This window comes from Pseudonocardia aurantiaca, assembly GCF_039526725.1.
GTDB classification, from domain to species: domain Bacteria; phylum Actinomycetota; class Actinomycetes; order Mycobacteriales; family Pseudonocardiaceae; genus Pseudonocardia; species Pseudonocardia aurantiaca.
The window spans coordinates 133,616-149,572 of record NZ_BAAAJG010000015.1; the positions used below are offsets into that span (position 1 = coordinate 133,616).

Annotated in this window: 19 protein-coding genes and 2 pseudogenes; 5 read left to right on the forward strand and 16 right to left on the reverse strand. The window is 73.0% G+C overall.

Translation table 11 applies throughout. The features are described from left to right. The first annotated feature begins 11 nt into the window (after positions 1 to 11). Positions 12 to 548: an NUDIX domain-containing protein gene (locus ABD143_RS22780; RefSeq protein WP_343981941.1), complete on the forward strand. Its 537-nt coding sequence runs from the start codon at positions 12 to 14 to the stop codon at positions 546 to 548. A gap of 289 nt (positions 549 to 837) precedes the next feature. Here ABD143_RS22780 and ABD143_RS22785 read toward each other — a convergent pair whose 3' ends face one another. The 7 genes and pseudogenes from ABD143_RS22785 to ABD143_RS38305 all read right to left on the reverse strand — a co-directional run. Continuing rightward, positions 838 to 972: a hypothetical protein gene (locus ABD143_RS22785; RefSeq protein WP_343981943.1), complete on the reverse strand. Its 135-nt coding sequence runs from the start codon at positions 970 to 972 to the stop codon at positions 838 to 840. A gap of 7 nt (positions 973 to 979) precedes the next feature. Continuing rightward, positions 980 to 1,924, reverse strand: coding sequence for a ribose-phosphate diphosphokinase (locus ABD143_RS22790; protein ID WP_343981946.1), 945 nt, complete (start codon positions 1,922 to 1,924; stop codon positions 980 to 982). A gap of 36 nt (positions 1,925 to 1,960) precedes the next feature. Beyond that, on the reverse strand, positions 1,961 to 2,518 hold the full coding sequence (gene idi, locus ABD143_RS22795; protein WP_379659700.1) for an isopentenyl-diphosphate Delta-isomerase: 558 nt from the start codon (positions 2,516 to 2,518) through the stop codon (positions 1,961 to 1,963). A 69-nt stretch (positions 2,519 to 2,587) separates the two neighbouring features. After that, on the reverse strand, positions 2,588 to 2,929 hold the full coding sequence (locus ABD143_RS38300; protein WP_379659717.1) for an HNH endonuclease signature motif containing protein: 342 nt from the start codon (positions 2,927 to 2,929) through the stop codon (positions 2,588 to 2,590). Next, positions 2,906 to 3,870, reverse strand: a pseudogene (locus ABD143_RS22800) (DUF222 domain-containing protein); the annotation flags it as partial. The pseudogene ABD143_RS22800 and the gene ABD143_RS38300, both read right to left, overlap by 24 nt. A 174-nt stretch (positions 3,871 to 4,044) precedes the next feature. Further along, positions 4,045 to 4,194 carry a hypothetical protein gene (locus tag ABD143_RS22805; protein ID WP_343981952.1) on the reverse strand — a complete coding sequence of 50 codons (150 nt, stop codon included), beginning with the start codon at positions 4,192 to 4,194 and terminating at the stop codon, positions 4,045 to 4,047. Positions 4,195 to 4,313: 119 nt separating this feature from the next. Then, positions 4,314 to 4,430, reverse strand: a pseudogene (locus ABD143_RS38305) (cupin domain-containing protein); the annotation flags it as partial. A 195-nt stretch (positions 4,431 to 4,625) separates the two neighbouring features. On the opposite strand from ABD143_RS38305, the gene ABD143_RS22810 reads away from it, so the two are divergent. Next, the gene (locus tag ABD143_RS22810; RefSeq protein ID WP_343981955.1) at positions 4,626 to 5,201 is read left to right on the forward strand and encodes an IclR family transcriptional regulator; all 576 of its coding nucleotides are present in this window, start codon (positions 4,626 to 4,628) and stop codon (positions 5,199 to 5,201) included. A 13-nt stretch (positions 5,202 to 5,214) separates the two neighbouring features. Here ABD143_RS22810 and ABD143_RS22815 read toward each other — a convergent pair whose 3' ends face one another. The 7 genes from ABD143_RS22815 to ABD143_RS22845 form a co-directional block, all read right to left on the reverse strand. Beyond that, positions 5,215 to 5,679, reverse strand: coding sequence for a group II truncated hemoglobin (locus ABD143_RS22815; RefSeq protein ID WP_343981958.1), 465 nt, complete (start codon positions 5,677 to 5,679; stop codon positions 5,215 to 5,217). A 28-nt stretch (positions 5,680 to 5,707) separates the two neighbouring features. Continuing rightward, the gene (locus tag ABD143_RS22820) at positions 5,708 to 6,472 is read right to left on the reverse strand and encodes an HpcH/HpaI aldolase family protein (RefSeq protein WP_343981961.1); all 765 of its coding nucleotides are present in this window, start codon (positions 6,470 to 6,472) and stop codon (positions 5,708 to 5,710) included. 92 nt (positions 6,473 to 6,564) lie between these two features. Next, entirely contained in the window at positions 6,565 to 7,911 is a 1,347-nt protein-coding gene (locus ABD143_RS22825) for an ABC transporter substrate-binding protein (protein WP_343981964.1), read from the reverse strand. Then, on the reverse strand, positions 7,908 to 9,023 hold the full coding sequence (locus tag ABD143_RS22830; protein ID WP_343981967.1) for a branched-chain amino acid ABC transporter permease: 1,116 nt from the start codon (positions 9,021 to 9,023) through the stop codon (positions 7,908 to 7,910). The genes ABD143_RS22825 and ABD143_RS22830 overlap by 4 nt, the downstream gene beginning before the upstream one ends. A gap of 11 nt (positions 9,024 to 9,034) precedes the next feature. Beyond that, the gene (locus ABD143_RS22835) at positions 9,035 to 9,913 is read right to left on the reverse strand and encodes a branched-chain amino acid ABC transporter permease (RefSeq protein WP_343981970.1); all 879 of its coding nucleotides are present in this window, start codon (positions 9,911 to 9,913) and stop codon (positions 9,035 to 9,037) included. Between the two features lie 27 nt (positions 9,914 to 9,940). Beyond that, positions 9,941 to 10,672, reverse strand: a complete 732-nt coding sequence (locus tag ABD143_RS22840; RefSeq protein ID WP_343981973.1) for an ABC transporter ATP-binding protein — start codon at positions 10,670 to 10,672, stop codon at positions 9,941 to 9,943. Further along, positions 10,672 to 11,466 (reverse strand): ABC transporter ATP-binding protein, encoded by a 795-nt coding sequence (locus ABD143_RS22845; protein WP_343981975.1) that lies wholly within the window; start codon positions 11,464 to 11,466, stop codon positions 10,672 to 10,674. Before ABD143_RS22845 ends, ABD143_RS22840 begins: the two co-directional genes overlap by 1 nt. Before the next feature lie 177 nt (positions 11,467 to 11,643). Between ABD143_RS22845 and ABD143_RS22850 the strand changes: the two genes are divergently transcribed. Further along, complete coding sequence (locus ABD143_RS22850; protein ID WP_343981978.1) at positions 11,644 to 12,879, forward strand: PucR family transcriptional regulator; 1,236 nt, start codon at positions 11,644 to 11,646, stop codon at positions 12,877 to 12,879. Between the two features lie 160 nt (positions 12,880 to 13,039). Here ABD143_RS22850 and ABD143_RS22855 read toward each other — a convergent pair whose 3' ends face one another. After that, the gene (locus ABD143_RS22855; RefSeq protein ID WP_343981981.1) at positions 13,040 to 13,426 is read right to left on the reverse strand and encodes a hypothetical protein; all 387 of its coding nucleotides are present in this window, start codon (positions 13,424 to 13,426) and stop codon (positions 13,040 to 13,042) included. A gap of 238 nt (positions 13,427 to 13,664) precedes the next feature. On the opposite strand from ABD143_RS22855, the gene ABD143_RS22860 reads away from it, so the two are divergent. After that, a complete protein-coding gene (locus ABD143_RS22860; protein WP_343981984.1) occupies positions 13,665 to 14,612 on the forward strand; it encodes an endonuclease/exonuclease/phosphatase family protein in 948 nt (315 codons plus the stop codon). Here ABD143_RS22860 and ABD143_RS22865 read toward each other — a convergent pair. Further along, a complete protein-coding gene (locus ABD143_RS22865) occupies positions 14,609 to 15,556 on the reverse strand; it encodes a LysR family transcriptional regulator (RefSeq protein WP_343981987.1) in 948 nt (315 codons plus the stop codon). The two genes, ABD143_RS22860 and ABD143_RS22865, sit on opposite strands and share 4 nt — an antisense overlap. A gap of 125 nt (positions 15,557 to 15,681) precedes the next feature. On the opposite strand from ABD143_RS22865, the gene ABD143_RS22870 reads away from it, so the two are divergent. Then, positions 15,682 to 15,957, forward strand: a complete 276-nt coding sequence (locus ABD143_RS22870; protein WP_343981990.1) for a hypothetical protein — start codon at positions 15,682 to 15,684, stop codon at positions 15,955 to 15,957.

A 15,957-nucleotide genomic window follows, 5' to 3' on the forward strand; every position in this document is an offset into this window, starting at 1 on the left:
AGGATGGGTCGATGTCCGGGAGCCTGGAGAAGCAGCTCGTGCACTGCTGGATCGAGCGCGACGGCGAGGTCCTGTTCCTCCGCCGCCACCCGGCGACCTTCCTCGGTGGCCTGTGGGAGCTGCCGGGCGGCACGGTCGGACCGGGGGAGCGGCCCGAACCCGCGGCTGTGCGGGAGGTGGCGGAGGAGACCGGGCTGGCGGTGCAGGTCACGCGGGAGCGCAGCGCGCACACCTGGATGGACGTCGCCGGGCAGGATCTGCGGATCCGCGCCCGGGTGTACGAGGCGCAGGAGGACGGGCGTGCGGACGTCGCGCTCAGCCCGGACGAACACGTGGCGCACGCGTGGCTGACGCCGGAAGACGCGGCCGCGCTGGAGATGGCCCCGCATTTCCGCGAGACGCTCACGGCGGGCATAGCGGATTCCCCGCTGCTCGACCACCGACCGGGCGGCGATTTGCGATTCGCCGCCCGCCAGGAGAAGGTCCAGCTCGATCAGCAGTCAGGCAATCGGTGCGAACGGCAGCATCTCAGCCAGTTCGGCCTCTAGCTCCTTGACCTCGCCCGGCACGTCCTCAGCCGACAACGGCGGGATCACCAGTTTGTCGTCGGAATCGAGCCGGACCGCGCCGGTGTCGCCGGGCAACGCCTGGGCCGTGCGGCCTTCCCGGCACCGGCAGCCCCTACGTGATCTCCCCGTGTTCGTTGCAAACGGTCGCCGAGACGGCGCTCAACATCCGCGCGACCCAGCCGTGAGCCTCCCTTGCACGCCAGCGGGGTGGGTCCGACGGAATTCCCAGCACTGGTGGTCCCATCGAGGGGGCACCGGCGTGCCGGAACTACGGCGGCTGCACCTCGTCGGGCTCCCGGTGCGGCGCCGAGCCCGCGAGGAAGGCGCCGCGGAACCCCGCCGTTCCCACCGCATACCGCCGCACCCAGTCGCCGGCGGCGTCCCGGGCCTCCCCGACCAGCACCGCGCGCTCAGTGCTCGTCGAACAGCACGCTCACCGACTCGCCGTTGTGGATCCGCCGCACCGCCTCCGCCATGGCGGGAGCGATCGAGAGCACGGTCAGCTTCGGGGACCGCTCGGCGTGCGGCACCGGGACGGTGTCGGTGCAGACGATCTCGGTGACGTCCTCGCGATCGCCGATCCGCTGCAGCGCGCCGTCGGCGAACAGGCCGTGCGTGCACGCGACCCGCACCGACGCCACGTCCTGCTCGGCGAGCCGGTCGAGCAGCTCCAGGATCGTGCTGCCGCGAGCGATCTCGTCGTCGAGCACCACGACGTCGCGGCCGCGGACGTCACCGATGATCGAGCTGATCACGACTTTGTCGTCGCTGAGCCGCTCCTTCGCCGCCGCCGCCACCGGCAGGCCGAGCAGCCGGGCGAACCGGGACGCCTCCTTCGCGTTGCCCAGGTCCGGGGAGACGACCACCGAGTTGTCGAGATCGCCTGCACGGAAATGGCGGGCGATCTCGTGCAGGGCGTGCAGGTGGTCGACCGGCACCCCGAAGAACCCGTGCACCTGCGGCGAGTGCAGCGTCATCGTCAGCACGCGGTCGGCACCGGCGGTCTGCAGCAGGTCGGCCATCAGCTTCGCGCCGATCGAGATCCGCGGGGCGTTCTTCTTGTCCGACCGCGCGTAGGCGAAATGCGGCATGACGACAGTGATGCGGGCGGCCGAGGCACCGCGGGCCGCGTCGAGCATCAGCAGCAGCTCGACGAGGTTCTCCTGCACCGGCGGCACGAGCGGCTGCACGACGAAGACGTCACGCTCGCGGCAGTTGGCGAGGAGCTGGACCTCGAGGCAGTCGTTGGCGAACCTCGTGACCCGCGACGGTGCGAGCGGTACTTCGAGGTGGTGGCAGATGGCGGCGGCCAGTTCCCTGTGGGCCGAACCGCTGAAGATCGCGATCTCCTTCATCGGCATCTCACCCTGCAAGCCTTCCAGCCGGGCGGGTCAGGCGGGTCGGCGGCCCCAGTCGGCGCGCCGGGCGTCGAGCAGCGGGGCCTGTAGCTGCGCCCACGGCGACAGTGCACCCTCCGCGCCGGCCGCGACGAAGGCCTCCCAGCTCCACCATTCTGCCGACTCGACCTCGTCCGGACGCGGCCGCGGCTCGCCAACGAGCGTGCACACGTACACGGGGCACAACTCGTTCTCCTCCACCCCGCCTGCTGACGCGCGGTAGGAGAACGTGGGCAGCACGAGGCGCAGGTCGGCCGCCGTGAGGCCGAGCTCGTCGGCCAGCCGGCGGCGGACGGCGTCCTCGATCGCCTCGTCCGGCGCGGGGTGGCCGCAACAGGTGTTGGTGACGACGCCGGGGAACGTGCGCTTCTGCCGCGACCGGCGCGTCACGAGCAGGCGGCCCGTCCGGTCGAAGCCGTAGCAGGAGAACGCCAGGTGCCGCGGGGTGGTCGGGCCGTGCACGGTCGCCTTGTCGGCCACACCGATCGGCGCGCCGTCGTCGTCGACGAGGACGACCTGCTCAGGGAGTGCGGGGGCACGAGTGTCGGCCACCCGTCCACTCTGGCCGATGCCCGCCGGGTCCGCGAGGTCGCTCGCCCCGTCAGGCGAGTCCGAACGCGATCAGCACGCGTGGGCGTGGGGTCGGGGAGCGGCTCGGGGTCTTCGTTGCGGGTCGATCCACATCGGCGGTATGAACTCCGGCAACCCGTCGCTCAGCTGGACAACCCACTCTGAATGGTGCAGCAGCCGGTGATGGACGCGGCAAATCATAACGCTGTTGTGGATCGCCGTCTCCCCACCCTCCTGCCAGGGAACGATGTGGTGGACCTCGCACCAGGACGGTGGACGCCCGCAGCCGGGGTACTCGCACCCGCCGCCCCGCGCGGCCACGGCCCGGCGGAGGCCGTCGGGGATGGTGCGGGTCGCCCGGCCGACGTCGAGGGGCTGGCCCTTGGCGCCCATGACGACAGGGACCACGGCGGCGTCGCAGGCGAGCATCCGCAACGCGCCCGGGGTGAGGGTGCCGCCGAAGTCGAGCAGCGCGGACCGGCAGCGGTTCTCCAGGTCCTCCAGCCGCACCAGCACGTTGAGATGCGGCCGGCGGCCGCCGGACTCGGGGAGTCGCCCTGGTCGAGCACGAACCCGCACACGTCGGCGAGCGCGTCGGCCTGCCGCTGCGCCGCGTTCCGGGGGTCGTCCGCGTCGAGCGGCTTGGCCTCGGCGTCGATCACCGCGGCGATCGCGTCGAACGTCGCCGCGTCCTCGAACCGGCCCGCGAGCTTCCCACCGCCGCGCGCCAGCCGGGTCAGCCGAAGCTCGTTGACCGGCGCGGGGTCGCCGTCGTCGGGCTCGGCGCCGTCCTGGTCGAGGGCTTCGACCAGGGCACTGCCCCAGGCCTGCAGCTCCGACGGGGTGTACACCTCCGACTTGACGGCTAGCTCCGCCTCGGCACCCGCCCACACCTGCGGCGCCAATCGGGCCGCGGGCGGGCTCGCCAATACGCGGGCGATCACCTCGACATGCCGCAGGTCGGTGCGCGCGGCCGCAAACGCCTCCGCGGTGGCCGCAAGCCGGGCCGGTAGCACCGTGCCGTCCAGCCCGGCCCGCTGGCAGACCTGCTCGGCAGCGGTGACCCGGCGGCGGGCCTCGAACTGCTCCCACCCCAGCAGATCCGCGAGCGCCACGGCCGCGGACTTGTAGCCGCGCTCGGCGAACGTGCCCCGCCGCTCCAGTTCCGCCACCGCGCCGCCGACGAGCCGGTCCAGCCGCCGGGCCGCGCCCTTGCACAGCGTCAGCATTGACAGGAGCTCGTCATCCGTGGCGGCGGGCCCCGCGGCGGTGCTCAGCGCATCGACCGCCTCGGTGAGGAGGCGGTGTGCGAGGCCGACCGGGCCACTGGACATGACCTCATTCTATTCGAACTACTGTTCGAGATCGGGCCATTCAGCCCAGGGTCCGGCGCATTCAACGTGTGCGATTGTGAATGCAGGAAGGGGCTCGGGGCTGCGACGTGCACACCGGGTTCCTGGACTGCTTCACCCACGCCGGCGGGGGCAAGCAGTCCCGCTCTGTTGATCTCAAGCGCAACACACGCCGGCGAACACCGGCTGACCGACGATCGCAACCACGTGCGCGCTGACGACGGCCCGCAGGACCCGCCCGTTGAGCATCGTGCGATGCGCGGCCTCAGGCACGGCCGCGCGGAACCGGTTGGTTGCGGTGGCCATGGGTGTCCTCCTCTCCTCGCCCAGCACGAACATCGCACGCTCATCGGGGGTGAGTCTTTCGAGCAGTGCCCCGGCGATCCCGCGGCGCCCGAAGAACCCGCGTCGAGCTGGCGAACGAGCGGGATGTCGAGGCCGTCGATCCAGGCCATCGGGTGGTCGGTGGTGTTGTGGTGCTCGTGGAAGTGCATGCCGGGGGTGAGCAGGAGGTCGCCGCGGCGCATGGCGACCGGATCGCCAGCGCCACAGCATCGGGACGGCGTCGGGCTGCGGCGTCAGCGGCATGAGGCCCTCCCGCTGCGTCCACAGCGGGGTCATGTGCGCGGCGGCGAAATCGGCGTAGAGCTGCTCCAGGGCGGCCGCCTCCTACGCGGTAGGTCCGGCGTGGCTGGTGGCGGTGCTCGTCATCGAGGTGCTCCTTCCGGGATCACTCCGTGCCCCGGACCCTGACGTTAGGAAATGACGGGCCGCTCGTGGCGCCGCAACCGCAACAGGTCGACCTCGCCGCCGTCGCGCGTCCGCACCTGGAGGCGCTCACCGCCGAGGTCGGAGAGACCGTGCACCTGATGGTGCTCGAAGGGGCGAGCGCGCGGTTCGTCGCGGTGGTGGAGGGCGGTTCGACGTGGCATGTCGCGCCCCGCGTCGGGTTGCTGATGCCCGCGCACCTGACGTCCGGCGGCAAGGCACTGCTGGCCGAGCTGACCGCCACCGAGCTGCGGGCGCTCTACCCGCGCGGTCTGGCTCTCACCCCGGACGCCGCCGGGCCCGCGCCCGGCACCCTGCACCGGGAGCTGGCTGCGATCCGGCGCCGGGGCTACGCGCGCAACATCGAGGAGACCGAGCGGGGTGTGAGCGCCCTCGGGGCGTGTGTGCGCGACGGCCTGGGCCGGGCCGCCGGGGCCGTGGTGGTGGCCGCGCCGACCTCACGGGCCCGCGGCCGGGCGCTCGACCAGCTCAGCGGCCCGTTGCTGGCAACGGCGGCGGCGATATCGCAGCGCATGGGTTCCTGACGGCGTCGCGGCGTCAGGGCTGGAAAGGCGGGGCCTCGCCCCAGCCCCACCGCGGGGTGGGGTAGTTCGTCGGGGGGTCGGCGCCCGGCGCGGAGTTGGCGCGGGCGATCCGCGTGCCCCACTCCACGTACGCCACGAACGCGGAGCGGAACTCCGGGTCGTCCGGGAGGCCTGCCTCGTCGGCGCTCGCGGCGATCAGGGTGGCCCAGCGCGCCCGCTGCTCCTCGGTGATCCCGAGGCCGATGTGGTGGGAGAGCATCGCCGGGTAGCCGCCGAGCTCGTCGGTGTACTCGGCAGGGCCGCCGAACACCTCGCCCAGCCAGCGCGCGACGTGGTCGCGGTGGTCGGGGCCCATGTGCCGGAACACCGGCTCGAGCACGGGGTCGGCGAGCACCCGGGCGTAGAAGACGTCGGTGAGCCGGTGCAGCGCCGGCGCGCCGCCGCACCACTCGTACAGCGTCGGGACGGAGTCGGCCACCCCTCACACCTCCCGGTTGATTACGTGATTACACACTATCAAACGGCCAACTGCGGGAGACGTTCGCCGCTGCGCTTTTCCGCGCCGCGGCCAGGTGCGTGGTCGCCGCGGCGTGGAGCATGCCGGCGTCGGACATCAGTGCGAAGAACGTGAACCCGAGCCCGCGGAAGCGGTGCACGTGGGCCGGGCTCGCGCAGTAGATCCCGACCGGCAGCCCGCGCTCCTGGCACGCGGCGACGACCCGGCGCAGGAGCTGTTCGTAGCCGGGGTCGTCGAGCTGGGCCGACGGCGGGACGCCCGCGCTCAGTGCGAGGTCCCACGGACCGATGAAGACCGCGTCGAGCCCGTCGACGGCGGCGATGGCGGGGGCCGCCTCCACCGCCGCGAGCGTCTCGATCATCACGATGCACTGCGGCGGGGCCGCGGTGCGCGTCCATGCGAGGCGGGTCGGCCCGTAGCTGCGGGTGCCGCCGGGCGGGTGGTGGCATGCGGACACCGCGCTCGCCGCGTCCTCTGCCGTGTCGACCATCGGGACGATCACACCCGCCGCTCCCCGGTCCAGCGCCCGCCCGATCGCGCCCGGCTCGTTCTCCGCGACCCGCACGACGGCCGGGGTGGCGGTGGCGGCCAGCGCCTGAAGCATGGGGAGCAGGGCGTCGTCGCCGATCAGGCCGTGCTGTTGGTCGACGCAGACGAATCCGAACCCGACCGAGCCGAGCAGCTCGGCGGTGGCGGAACCCGGTAGCTGCAACCAGCCGCCCACGACGTCGGGGGAGAGTTCGAGAGCATGCACGCCCGGCACTCTGCCAGGCCGGCTTCGCGCAACGAATGTCAGCGGGGTGGCCTTACTGACGTTGAACGTCAGCGGGGCCACCCCGCTGACGTTCAGCTTCCGGGCCGCACGTCTGGGATGCCCCCCGCGGGGGGTGGTGCCGGCTGGGTCGTGGCCTCGGTGATCGGGGCGTCGCCGTTGTCGGTCACCTGTACGGGAGTGAGGCTCTCCGTGGTTTTACCGGTGATCCGGGTGACCTCCATTCCGGAGATCCCCGCGTGCCGGTCGGCCGAGTACCGGAACGGCGCCACCCACGGGCCCTCGAACTGCGCCCCCGCCCGCTCGACGGCCTCGACGAGGCCCGCGCGCGTCGGGTTGGGGCCCGCGGCCTGCAGCGCCTGCACGAACGTGTACGCCTGTGACATGCCGTAGACGCGGTAGTTCGTCAGCTCGCCCTCGCCGCCGTGCTCGTCCCAGACCCGCTGGAACAGCTGCGTCCACGGGTTGTCCGGGGTGTCGACGCCCGGCAGGTACTCCGTGGTGATCACCCCGTCGAGCATCCCGGCGCCGGTCACGGCGCCTTCGGAGAACCGGGCGAGCAGGGAGCCGACCAGCGTCGGGTCGGAGCCGACGTTGGAGTAGATCCACTGCGGGCGGTAGTTCAGCCGCAGCGACTGCAGCTGCGAGAGCGCGGTGTAGGAGGGCACGTTGAAGCCGATCACCACGTCGGCGCCCGCCGCCTGCAGCGCCGCGATCTGGGGGGCGACGTCGGTATTGCCCGGCGTGTACCGCTCGGCGGCCACGATCTGGTTCTGCAGGAACCGGCGGGCGCCGAGCTCGCCGTCCCGGCCGAAGTCGTCGTCCTGCAGGAACAGCCCGACGCGCGCGTTCGGGAAGTTCTGCGCCACGTACTGCCCGACGATCTTGCCCTCGATCTCGTAGTCGGGCTGCCAGCCGTACGTCATCGGGTTCTTCTGCGGCTGGTCCCACAGCAGCGAGCCGGAGGAGACGAACAGGTCGGGCACGCCCTCGCTGTTGAGGTAGTCGAGCACGGCGGAGTGCGTGGGCGTGCCAAGCCCGGCGAGGAGCGCGAAGACCTGGTCCTGCAGCACCAGCTCGTTGACGACCTGGCTGGTCTGTGTGGGGTTGTAGGCGTCGTCGCGGAAGACGTACTCGATCTGGCGCCCGTTCACCCCGCCCGCCGCGTTGACGAACTGGAAGTAGGCCTGCGCACCGGTCGGGATCTCGCTGTAGCCCGGAGCCGCCACGCCGGTGAGCGGGAAGTGCGCGCCGACCTTCACCGACGTCGCGGTGATGCCGGGGTCGGCCGCGGCACCCGGGTCGCTGCCCGAGCCCTCGTCGGGCCGTCCGCCCGCCCCGCATGCGCTGAGCACCAGCGCCGCCGCGACGGCCGCAGCCGCGAACGCGGCCCGCCGGTTCCTGCCGAACCCGATGGTCATCCCGTCCTCCTCCTGGCGAGCTTCTTTGCCACGCCGACGGCCCCCGACGGGGCGAGCAACATCACGAGCACCAGCACCACGCCGTAGACGAACGGGGCGAGCTGGGCTGCCTGGGTGCCGTCCAACCCGGCTGCGGTGCCGAAGTTGGTGACGGCAGGCGGAAGGAACACCAGCAGCGCGCTCCCGAGCAGCGCTCCGGTGAGGCTTCCGAGTCCGCCGACGACCACGGCGGTGAGCAGCCCGAGCGAGAGCACGATCGTGAACCCGCTGGGTGCCGCCAGCCGCACCACGACACCGAGCACGGCGCCGGCGAGCCCCGCGCAGGCGGCGCTCACGACGAACGCCAGCACCCGCACCTGCCCCAGCCGGATCCCGGCGAGCTCGGCGGCGACCTCGTCGTCGCGCACCGCCCGCCACACCCGCCCGACCCGCCCGGCCATCAGGTTGGCCAGCAGCAGCAGGACGACGAGCAGCGTGCCCCAGCCGACGTAGGCGAGGTACTTGGCTGTCGGTGTCTCGTTGGCCGAGAGGAAGTAGACGGCGTCGGCGAACCAGGCCGGCACCTCTGGCGAGGCGATGCGCAGGCCCTGCTCGCCCCCGAGCCAGTGGTCGAAGTAGATGGCGAGCCCGGGCACCGCGACGGCGAGCGCGAGCGTCGCGCCCGCGAGGTAGGGCCCGTGCAGCCGGGCGGCGGCCGCGCCGACCACCGCCCCGACGAGCGCGGTGACGGCGGCCGCGACCAGCATCACGAGCGGCAGCGGCAGGCCGGAGCCCGCGTCGGCTTCCGGGCCGAGCAGCAAGCCCGTGGTGTACGCGCCGACGGCCATGAGCGCGCCGTGGCCGAGCGAGATCTGCCCGTTGAGTCCGGTCAGGACGGTCAGCCCGGCCGCCGCGATCGCGTAGTAGGACATCGTCGCGAACTGCGAGTTGCGGAACGGGCTCGTCAGCTCCAGCACCAGCACCACGGCGACGAGCGCGAGCAGCACGGCGAGCGCGTGCCGGCCGAACGTCGAGTGCGGGAGCCTGCGCCGCAGCGCCGCGAACCTGCGCCGGGCCGGGATCGGCCCCGGATCGCGGGCGCCGGTGGCGGGCCGATCGGTCTGCTGCGTCATCGGACCCCCGGTCAGACTCGCCGCGCGGCGGTGCGGGCGAACAGTCCTTGCGGGCGCACCAGCAGCACCGCCACGAGGATCGCGAGCGCGGCCAGCGCGACCAGCTCGCTGCCGACGTACCCGCTGACGTAGGACAGCAGCAGCCCGATCGTCAGGCCGCCGACGACGGCGCCGCCGGGGGAGTCGAGGCCACCGAGCACGGCGGCGACGAACCCGTAGACGATGATCGAGTCCATGTAGCCGGGGAACACGAGGCTCCCGCCCGCGATGAGCAGCCCGGCGAGCGAACCGACCACCGCGGCGAGCGCCCAGCCGAGCGTCAGCATCCGCCCGACGCGCACGCCGAGCAGCCGCGACACCTCCTGGCTGAACGCGGCGGCGCGCATCTTGAGGCCGAGGTCGGTGAACCGGAAGAGCGCCACCAGCGCCAGCATCACGACGACCACCGCGACGATCGTGTAGATGCTGTTGGCGGTGAACGCGATGTTCACGCCGCCGACGGTGAACCCGCGCAGGTCGAAGGGGGCGGGGAAGGACCGGAACGTCGAGCCGAAGAGGATCGCCGCCAGCGCCTGCAGCGCCACGAACAGCCCGAGCGTGACGATCACCGCGTTCAGCTCGGGGCCGCCCTCCACGGGCCGGATCACCAGCCGTTCGATGGCCGCGCCGAGCACCAGCCCCGCCACGAGCGCCACCGCGAGCCCCACCCAGTACGACTGGCCCGACTCGATCACGACGAGCGCCAGGTAGGTGGTGAACATGGCCATCGCGCCCTGGGCGAAGTTGACGATCCGCGTGGAGCGCCAGATCAGCACGAGGGCCAGCGCGAAGGCGGCGTAGACCGCGCCCTGCCCGAGGCCGGTGAGCGTGACGTTCAGGAACTGCTGCATCGCACTCCTGCGCAGAGGGTCGCGGGGTCAGAAACCGAGGTAGGCGTGGCGGAGGTTCTCGTCGGCGGCGAGCGTGGCGGCGGCGTCGCGCGCGACGACCCGGCCGAGGTTGAGCACGATCCCGACGTCGGCGACCGAGAGGGCGCTCCGCGCGTTCTGCTCCACGAGCAGCACCGTCATGCCCAGGCCGGTGGTCGTGTCGTCGACGAGCCCGCGAAGTAGCCCGAAGATCTGCGCGACGACCCGCGGCGCCAGCCCGAGTGACGGCTCGTCGAGCAGGAGCACCGACGGGCCGGTGAGCAGCGCCCGCCCGATCACGAGCATCTGCCGCTCGCCGCCGGAGAGCACGTGCGCGTCGTGGCGCCTGCGCTCGGCGAGCGGCGGGAACATCTCGTAGACGTGCGCGAGCCGCCGGTCGGTCCGCTTGCGCGCGCTGCCGAGCAATGCCCCGAGGCGCAGGTTCTCCTCGACCGTCAGCTCGGTGATCACACCCCGCCCTTCCGGGACGTGCGCGACCCCCGCGCGGGCGACGTCCTCGGCCGGGGCGCGGGTCAGGTCGACGCCGTCGAGGCGCACGTGCCCGGCGTCCGGGCGGACGAGCCCGGAGACCGTGCGCAGCAGCGTGGACTTGCCCGCCCCGTTGGCGCCGAGCACAGCGGTGATCCGGCCGCGCTCGGCCGTGACGTCCACCCCGTCGAGCGCGGTGACCGGCCCGTAGCTCGTGGTGAGGCCCGCGACCTCCAGCGTCCCTGCCGTCATCAGAACCTGGCCTCCTCGCCGAGGTAGGCGTCGATCACGGCCGGGTCGTCGCGCACCTCGTCCGGGGTGCCGTCGGCCACGACCCGGCCGAAGTCAAGCACGGTGATCCGGTCGCAGACGCTCATCACCAGGTCCATGTGGTGCTCGACGAGCACCACCGACATCCGCCCGGTGAGCGAGCGGATCAGCTCGCCGAGCTCGGTCATCTCGTCGTGGCCGAGGCCGCTCGCCGGTTCGTCGAGCAGCAGCAGGTCGGGTTCGGTGGCGAGCGCGCGGGCGAGCGCAACCCGCTTCTGGACGGGGTAGGGAAGGCTCCCCGGGAGGCGATTCGCGTAGCCGTCGGCGCCCAACTCGGCGAGCGCGGCCATGGCCCGCTCCCGCAGCGCGCGCTCGTCGCGGTCCGAGCGGGGCAGTGCGAACAGCGTCGACGCGAAGCCGGCGCGGCGGTGCCGGTCGGCGCCCACCATCACGTTCTCGGCCACGGTCAGCCCGCGGAAGAGGCCGACGCCCTGCAGCGTGCGGGCGATGCCCATGCGGGCGAGCCGGTGCGGGCGCATGTCGCCCACCGGCCGGCCGTGCCGCAACACCGTGCCGGTGTCCGGCCGCACGAACCCGCAGCAGACGTTGAACAGCGTGGTCTTCCCCGCCCCGTTCGGCCCGATCACGCCGTGCACGGCCCCGGCCTCGACGGCCAGCGAGACGTCGTCCAGGGCGACCAGGCCGCCGAACCGCACCCCGATCCGGGACACGGCGAAGACCGGTTCGGGCGGGGGAGCGGGGAGCGGGGCAGTCACGACAGGCGTCTCCCCGGGGTCGGAGGCGGCGTTGACCCCGATCCCGGGGATGTGCCCACTTTGGGCGCCGCGCCCACCTCGCACCATGGGCGCAGCGCCCTGGATCCGTTCGGGGGAACTGGGCAGAGCGCCCGGAGGAGTGGACGCGTCTGTGCGCGCTGTTGCACAGTGCCCTTCATGCCGCTCGTCGGTCGCAGCGCCGGGTCCGAACAGACACCGGCGCGCCTGCTCCCCGAGGCGTCCGCGGACGCGCTGCGGGCGCTCGGCTCCGTGCTGGTTGACGAGATCGACGTCCTCGCCGACCGGCTCACCGTGATGGTCCTGCAGCGCGAGCCCGTCTACGCCGAGCGCGACCTCGTGGAGGAGCTGCGCGCGGCGTGCGGGGCGAACCTGGAGCGCGGGGTCCAGGTGATCGCCCAGCAGGTGCCGGAGGGGGTCGACCCGGAGGACACCTCGCGCCGCACCGGACGCCGCAGGGCCCGCCAGGGCGTGCCGCTCGAGGTGGTGCTGCGCGCGTACCGGCTGGGTGGGCGGGTGCTGTGGGAGGCGCTGCTCAGGACGTCGCGGGGCCGGTTCTCCGGTGCCTACGACACCGCGCTGCTGGACGCCGCCAGCTACGTGTGGCGGGTCAACGACAGCAGCTCCTCGGCCCTCGTGCAGGCCTACCGGCTCGAGGAGCTGCGGATGCAGAGCCACGACCTCAGCCGTCGCCACGCCGTGCTCGACGGGCTCATCGAGGGCCGCGGCGGCGACCCGGCCTTCCTGCGCGACGCCGCCACCGTGCTCGGTCTCCCCGATGCCGGCGCCGTGCTGTGCGTGGTGGCCCCGGTCGACCCGTCCGGCGAGGACCCGCTGCGCTCACCGCAGGAGGCGCTCGCGGCCCACGGGATCCAGTCGGCGTGGTTCCTGCGCCCCCGTGACGAGGTCGGGCTGGTCGCGCTCGGTTCGAGGCCGCAGCAGGTGGTGCTCGACGCGCTGCGCCCCTGCGCGGTCGGGCGGGTGGGCATCTCCCCGGTCGTGGACGGCCTCGGCACCATCGACGCCGGCTACCGGATGGCGCACACCGCCGCGCGCACGCTGGCCGCGCCCGGCCTGGCGGTGCTCGACGAGCGGCTGCCGGAGGCGCTGCTCGTGGACAGCCCCGAGTTGCAGGCGCGGGTGGTGCGCACCGCGCTGGGCAGCCTGCTCGAGCTGCCCGCCGCCGAGCGGGACACGCTGCTCACGACCCTGGAGGAGCTGCTCGCCAACGGCGGTTCCCCCACCCACGCGGCCGCGGCTCTGTTCTGCCACCGCAACACGGTGATCTACCGGATGCGCCGGATCGAGGCAGCCACCGGCCGCTCGATCGGCGACCCGCGGGACCGCCTCCTGCTCACGCTCGGTGTGATGGCCGCGCGCGCCGAGCGGTCCTAGTGCCCCGCGCCGCAAGTCCACCACATATCTCGACGGCCCAGCTCCCCGCTGGGCGCACCGGCGCACGGCCCGGGTACGCCCGGTACGAGGACCGCGCCCCGGCACACCCAGCGGAAACCTGGATCCGCCGATATACGCACCGGACTTCCGGCGCGGGACACTAGAAATCCAGACCGCGCCACTTCTCGATGAGCCACGCGCAAAGCTCCGGCTCGGTCATCTCCGGGAACTCGTCGCCGAAGGTTGCGAGCGCACGCATCGCCTCGTCGCGGGTGAAGCCACGCGCCAGCGCCTCCGTGAGATAGTCCTGCCGGACGGCCGAGGGGCGGCCGCCACCGGCCCCTCGGCCGGGCAGGCTGTTGCGCCACTGCATGATCTCCTCCAAGCGGTCGGCTGCCCAGCCGGGCATGCCGTCGACCTCGACGTCGGGTTCGGGGAACGGGTGCTTCGAGTCGCTCGGGTAGCGGGAGCGCCACTTGTGCACGGCGTGGCGGGTCAACCCGAGCGCGTCGGCGATGCCGAGGACACCGAGATAGCGCTCGGGCATGCGGCATCGCCCCGTCCGGTCCGGCCTCCTGAAGAGCGTCATGAGTACCACGCGGGGCCGAGCGGCGACGGAAGCAGTCGTACATCGTCTCTTGCGTGGACAACGTAGCGCCTCCCCTAGAACGTCGTCAACGATGAGGACGACGTTTCTGCGCGGAACCCTCGCGGCCTTGCGATCGTTTTCTGATCGCCCGTCGATGGGACTGCCGGGCACCAGCGAGGAGAGGACCCGGCCGCAAATGCTCATCCGGCGCGTCGCCGCCGCCCGTCAGAAGCTGGGCCGCATCGGCATCACGGGGCGCTCCATCGCCCACGGCGGTGCAGACACCCTCAGGGCCGTGGCCGTGGCGTGGCGTCCGCACTTGGCGGTGTCCGCGCTGGTGGGAGCCGCTGCGCTGGCCGCGCGTCGCCATCCGCTGGCCGGCGGGCTGCTGTTCGGGGCTGGGCTGTTCGGGGCCGCAGGGGTGGCCGGCCGGGCGGTCCGGCGGGGGGCGCCGCCACCCGGGCCGGACGACCTTCTCGTCCTCACAGCCAACGTCCTGCACGGCCGCGGCGACACCGGTGCGATGGCCGCCGTCATCGCCCGCGAGTCACCGCACTTCGTGGTCCTCCCCGAAGCGGGCACGGACTTCCGCGACAAGTTGATGCCGCTGCTGGCCGGGCTGGGCTACCGCTCGTGGGTCTCCACCGATGCCGATGTGCCCGATGGGCCGAGTGTGGTGCTGCTCGTCGCCGAGCAGGCCGGCGACGTGCGGGTGCGGCGGGGCACCGGGATGCGGCAGCCCCACCTGGAGGCCACCGGCGGCATCCTCGGTGCCCGGCGGTTCTTCGCGGTGCACACCACGGCCCCCACGGGCCGCGGGCGGACAGCGTGGTGGCGTGCCGAGCTGGAGCTGATCGGCCGGTGGTGCGGCGGCGGGGTGGCGCCGATCGTGGCGGGCGACCTCAACGCCACGTTCGACCACCCGCAGCTGCGCTCGGCCACCGATGGGTGCCGCAGCGCGGCGGAGGGCACGGGCCAGGGGCTGGTGGGCACCTACCCGTCGGCGCTCCCGCGCTGGTGCGGCGTGCAGATCGACCACGTGCTCGTGCCTGCCGGGTCGGTGACCACACGCTTCGCGGTGCTCGACGTGCCCGGCACCGACCACCGCGCGGTGCTCGCCAGGGTGTGGCTGCCCCGCTCCTAGCTCCAGATCGTCACGTAGACGGGCGGGCGGAACCGCGACGGTGGCACCCCCGCGCCCGGGGAACGCAGCAGCTTCATCGCCTCCGGTGTGCCGAGGAAGTGCCGCATCGATGCCGCCGCCACGGAGCGGCGGTCGACCGGGGGAGTGGTGGCGTGCCAGCAGAGCTCCATCGGCGTGCCCGGCACGTCCACCACCTGCAGCTCGCGCCTGCGCAGCCGGTGCACGGCCAGGTGGGCGATCCCGGGTGCGACACCGCCGCCGCGCCCGGCGGCCTCCCACGCCGCGGTCTGGTTCGGGAAGACGCTCAGCCGCGACTCGGGCACCCCCAGCGCGCGCAGCAGCCTGCTCACGTCGCTGCCCGGGTCGGTGGCGCCCGGCTCCACCAGCCACGGCCACTGCGGGGGCGCCCCGCGCAGCCGCGCGTCCGGGGCCGCCAGCACCACGAGCCGGCAGCGGAAGATCGGTTCGCTGACCAGCCCGAGGCTGCGGTCGGCGCCCAGATACGGGCCCAGCGCGACGTCGGCGAGCCGCTGCGAAACGAGCACGGCCATCTCCGCGGTGGCCGAGACCCCGGCCGAGACCTCGATCGACCCCGCCGAGCGAGCTGTGAACGCGTCGGCGAGGGGTCCGGCCACGAACTCGACGATCGTGCTAGGCGCTACCAGCCGCAGTTGCTCGGCTGCACCCTGCGCCGACCGCACCGCCGACTCGGCCTCCGCCCCGAGCGAGACCATCTGGGCTGCGATCGTCAGCAGCCTGCTCCCGCCCGGCGTCATGGCCATACCGCCGCCGCTGCGGGTGAGCAGCGGGTCGTCCAGGTACTTGCGCAGCGACGCGAGCGCCTGCGACACCGCCGGCTCGCTCACCCCCAACGCGCTGGCCGCGGCCTTCACCGAGCCGAGCCGAGCGACGAGCACGAACGCGCTGAGCTGCGTCAGTGTCATGATCTGATTGTGGCTCAGCGTGTGACCCAGGGCACGCCTAAGCGATCGGTTATTTGCCGTCGGCGGAGTGGCTCGTGGCCGCCTACCATGGGAACTTCTTCTCCGCTGCGTGGCGAGGAGGGCTGATGGCCCAGGACGAGAAGGCTCCCGACGAGCAGGATGAGGCGCTGTCGGTGCTTCGCGGCATCTGGACGGCGCAGCGGCAGAGCGGGGCCGCCCTCGACGCTCCGAGCAGCACGAAGGTCTGCAAGAACATGAAGAACATCGGCTTCGGCGGCGACGCCGGGCCCGTCGATGACGATCTGCGCAGCGCATGGCGGGAGCGCCTCGCCCGGGAGGGAAAGATCGCCCCCGGCTCGTCGAGCGTGCGCGACCTCGTGCTCGGCCCGGAGAACGGCTGA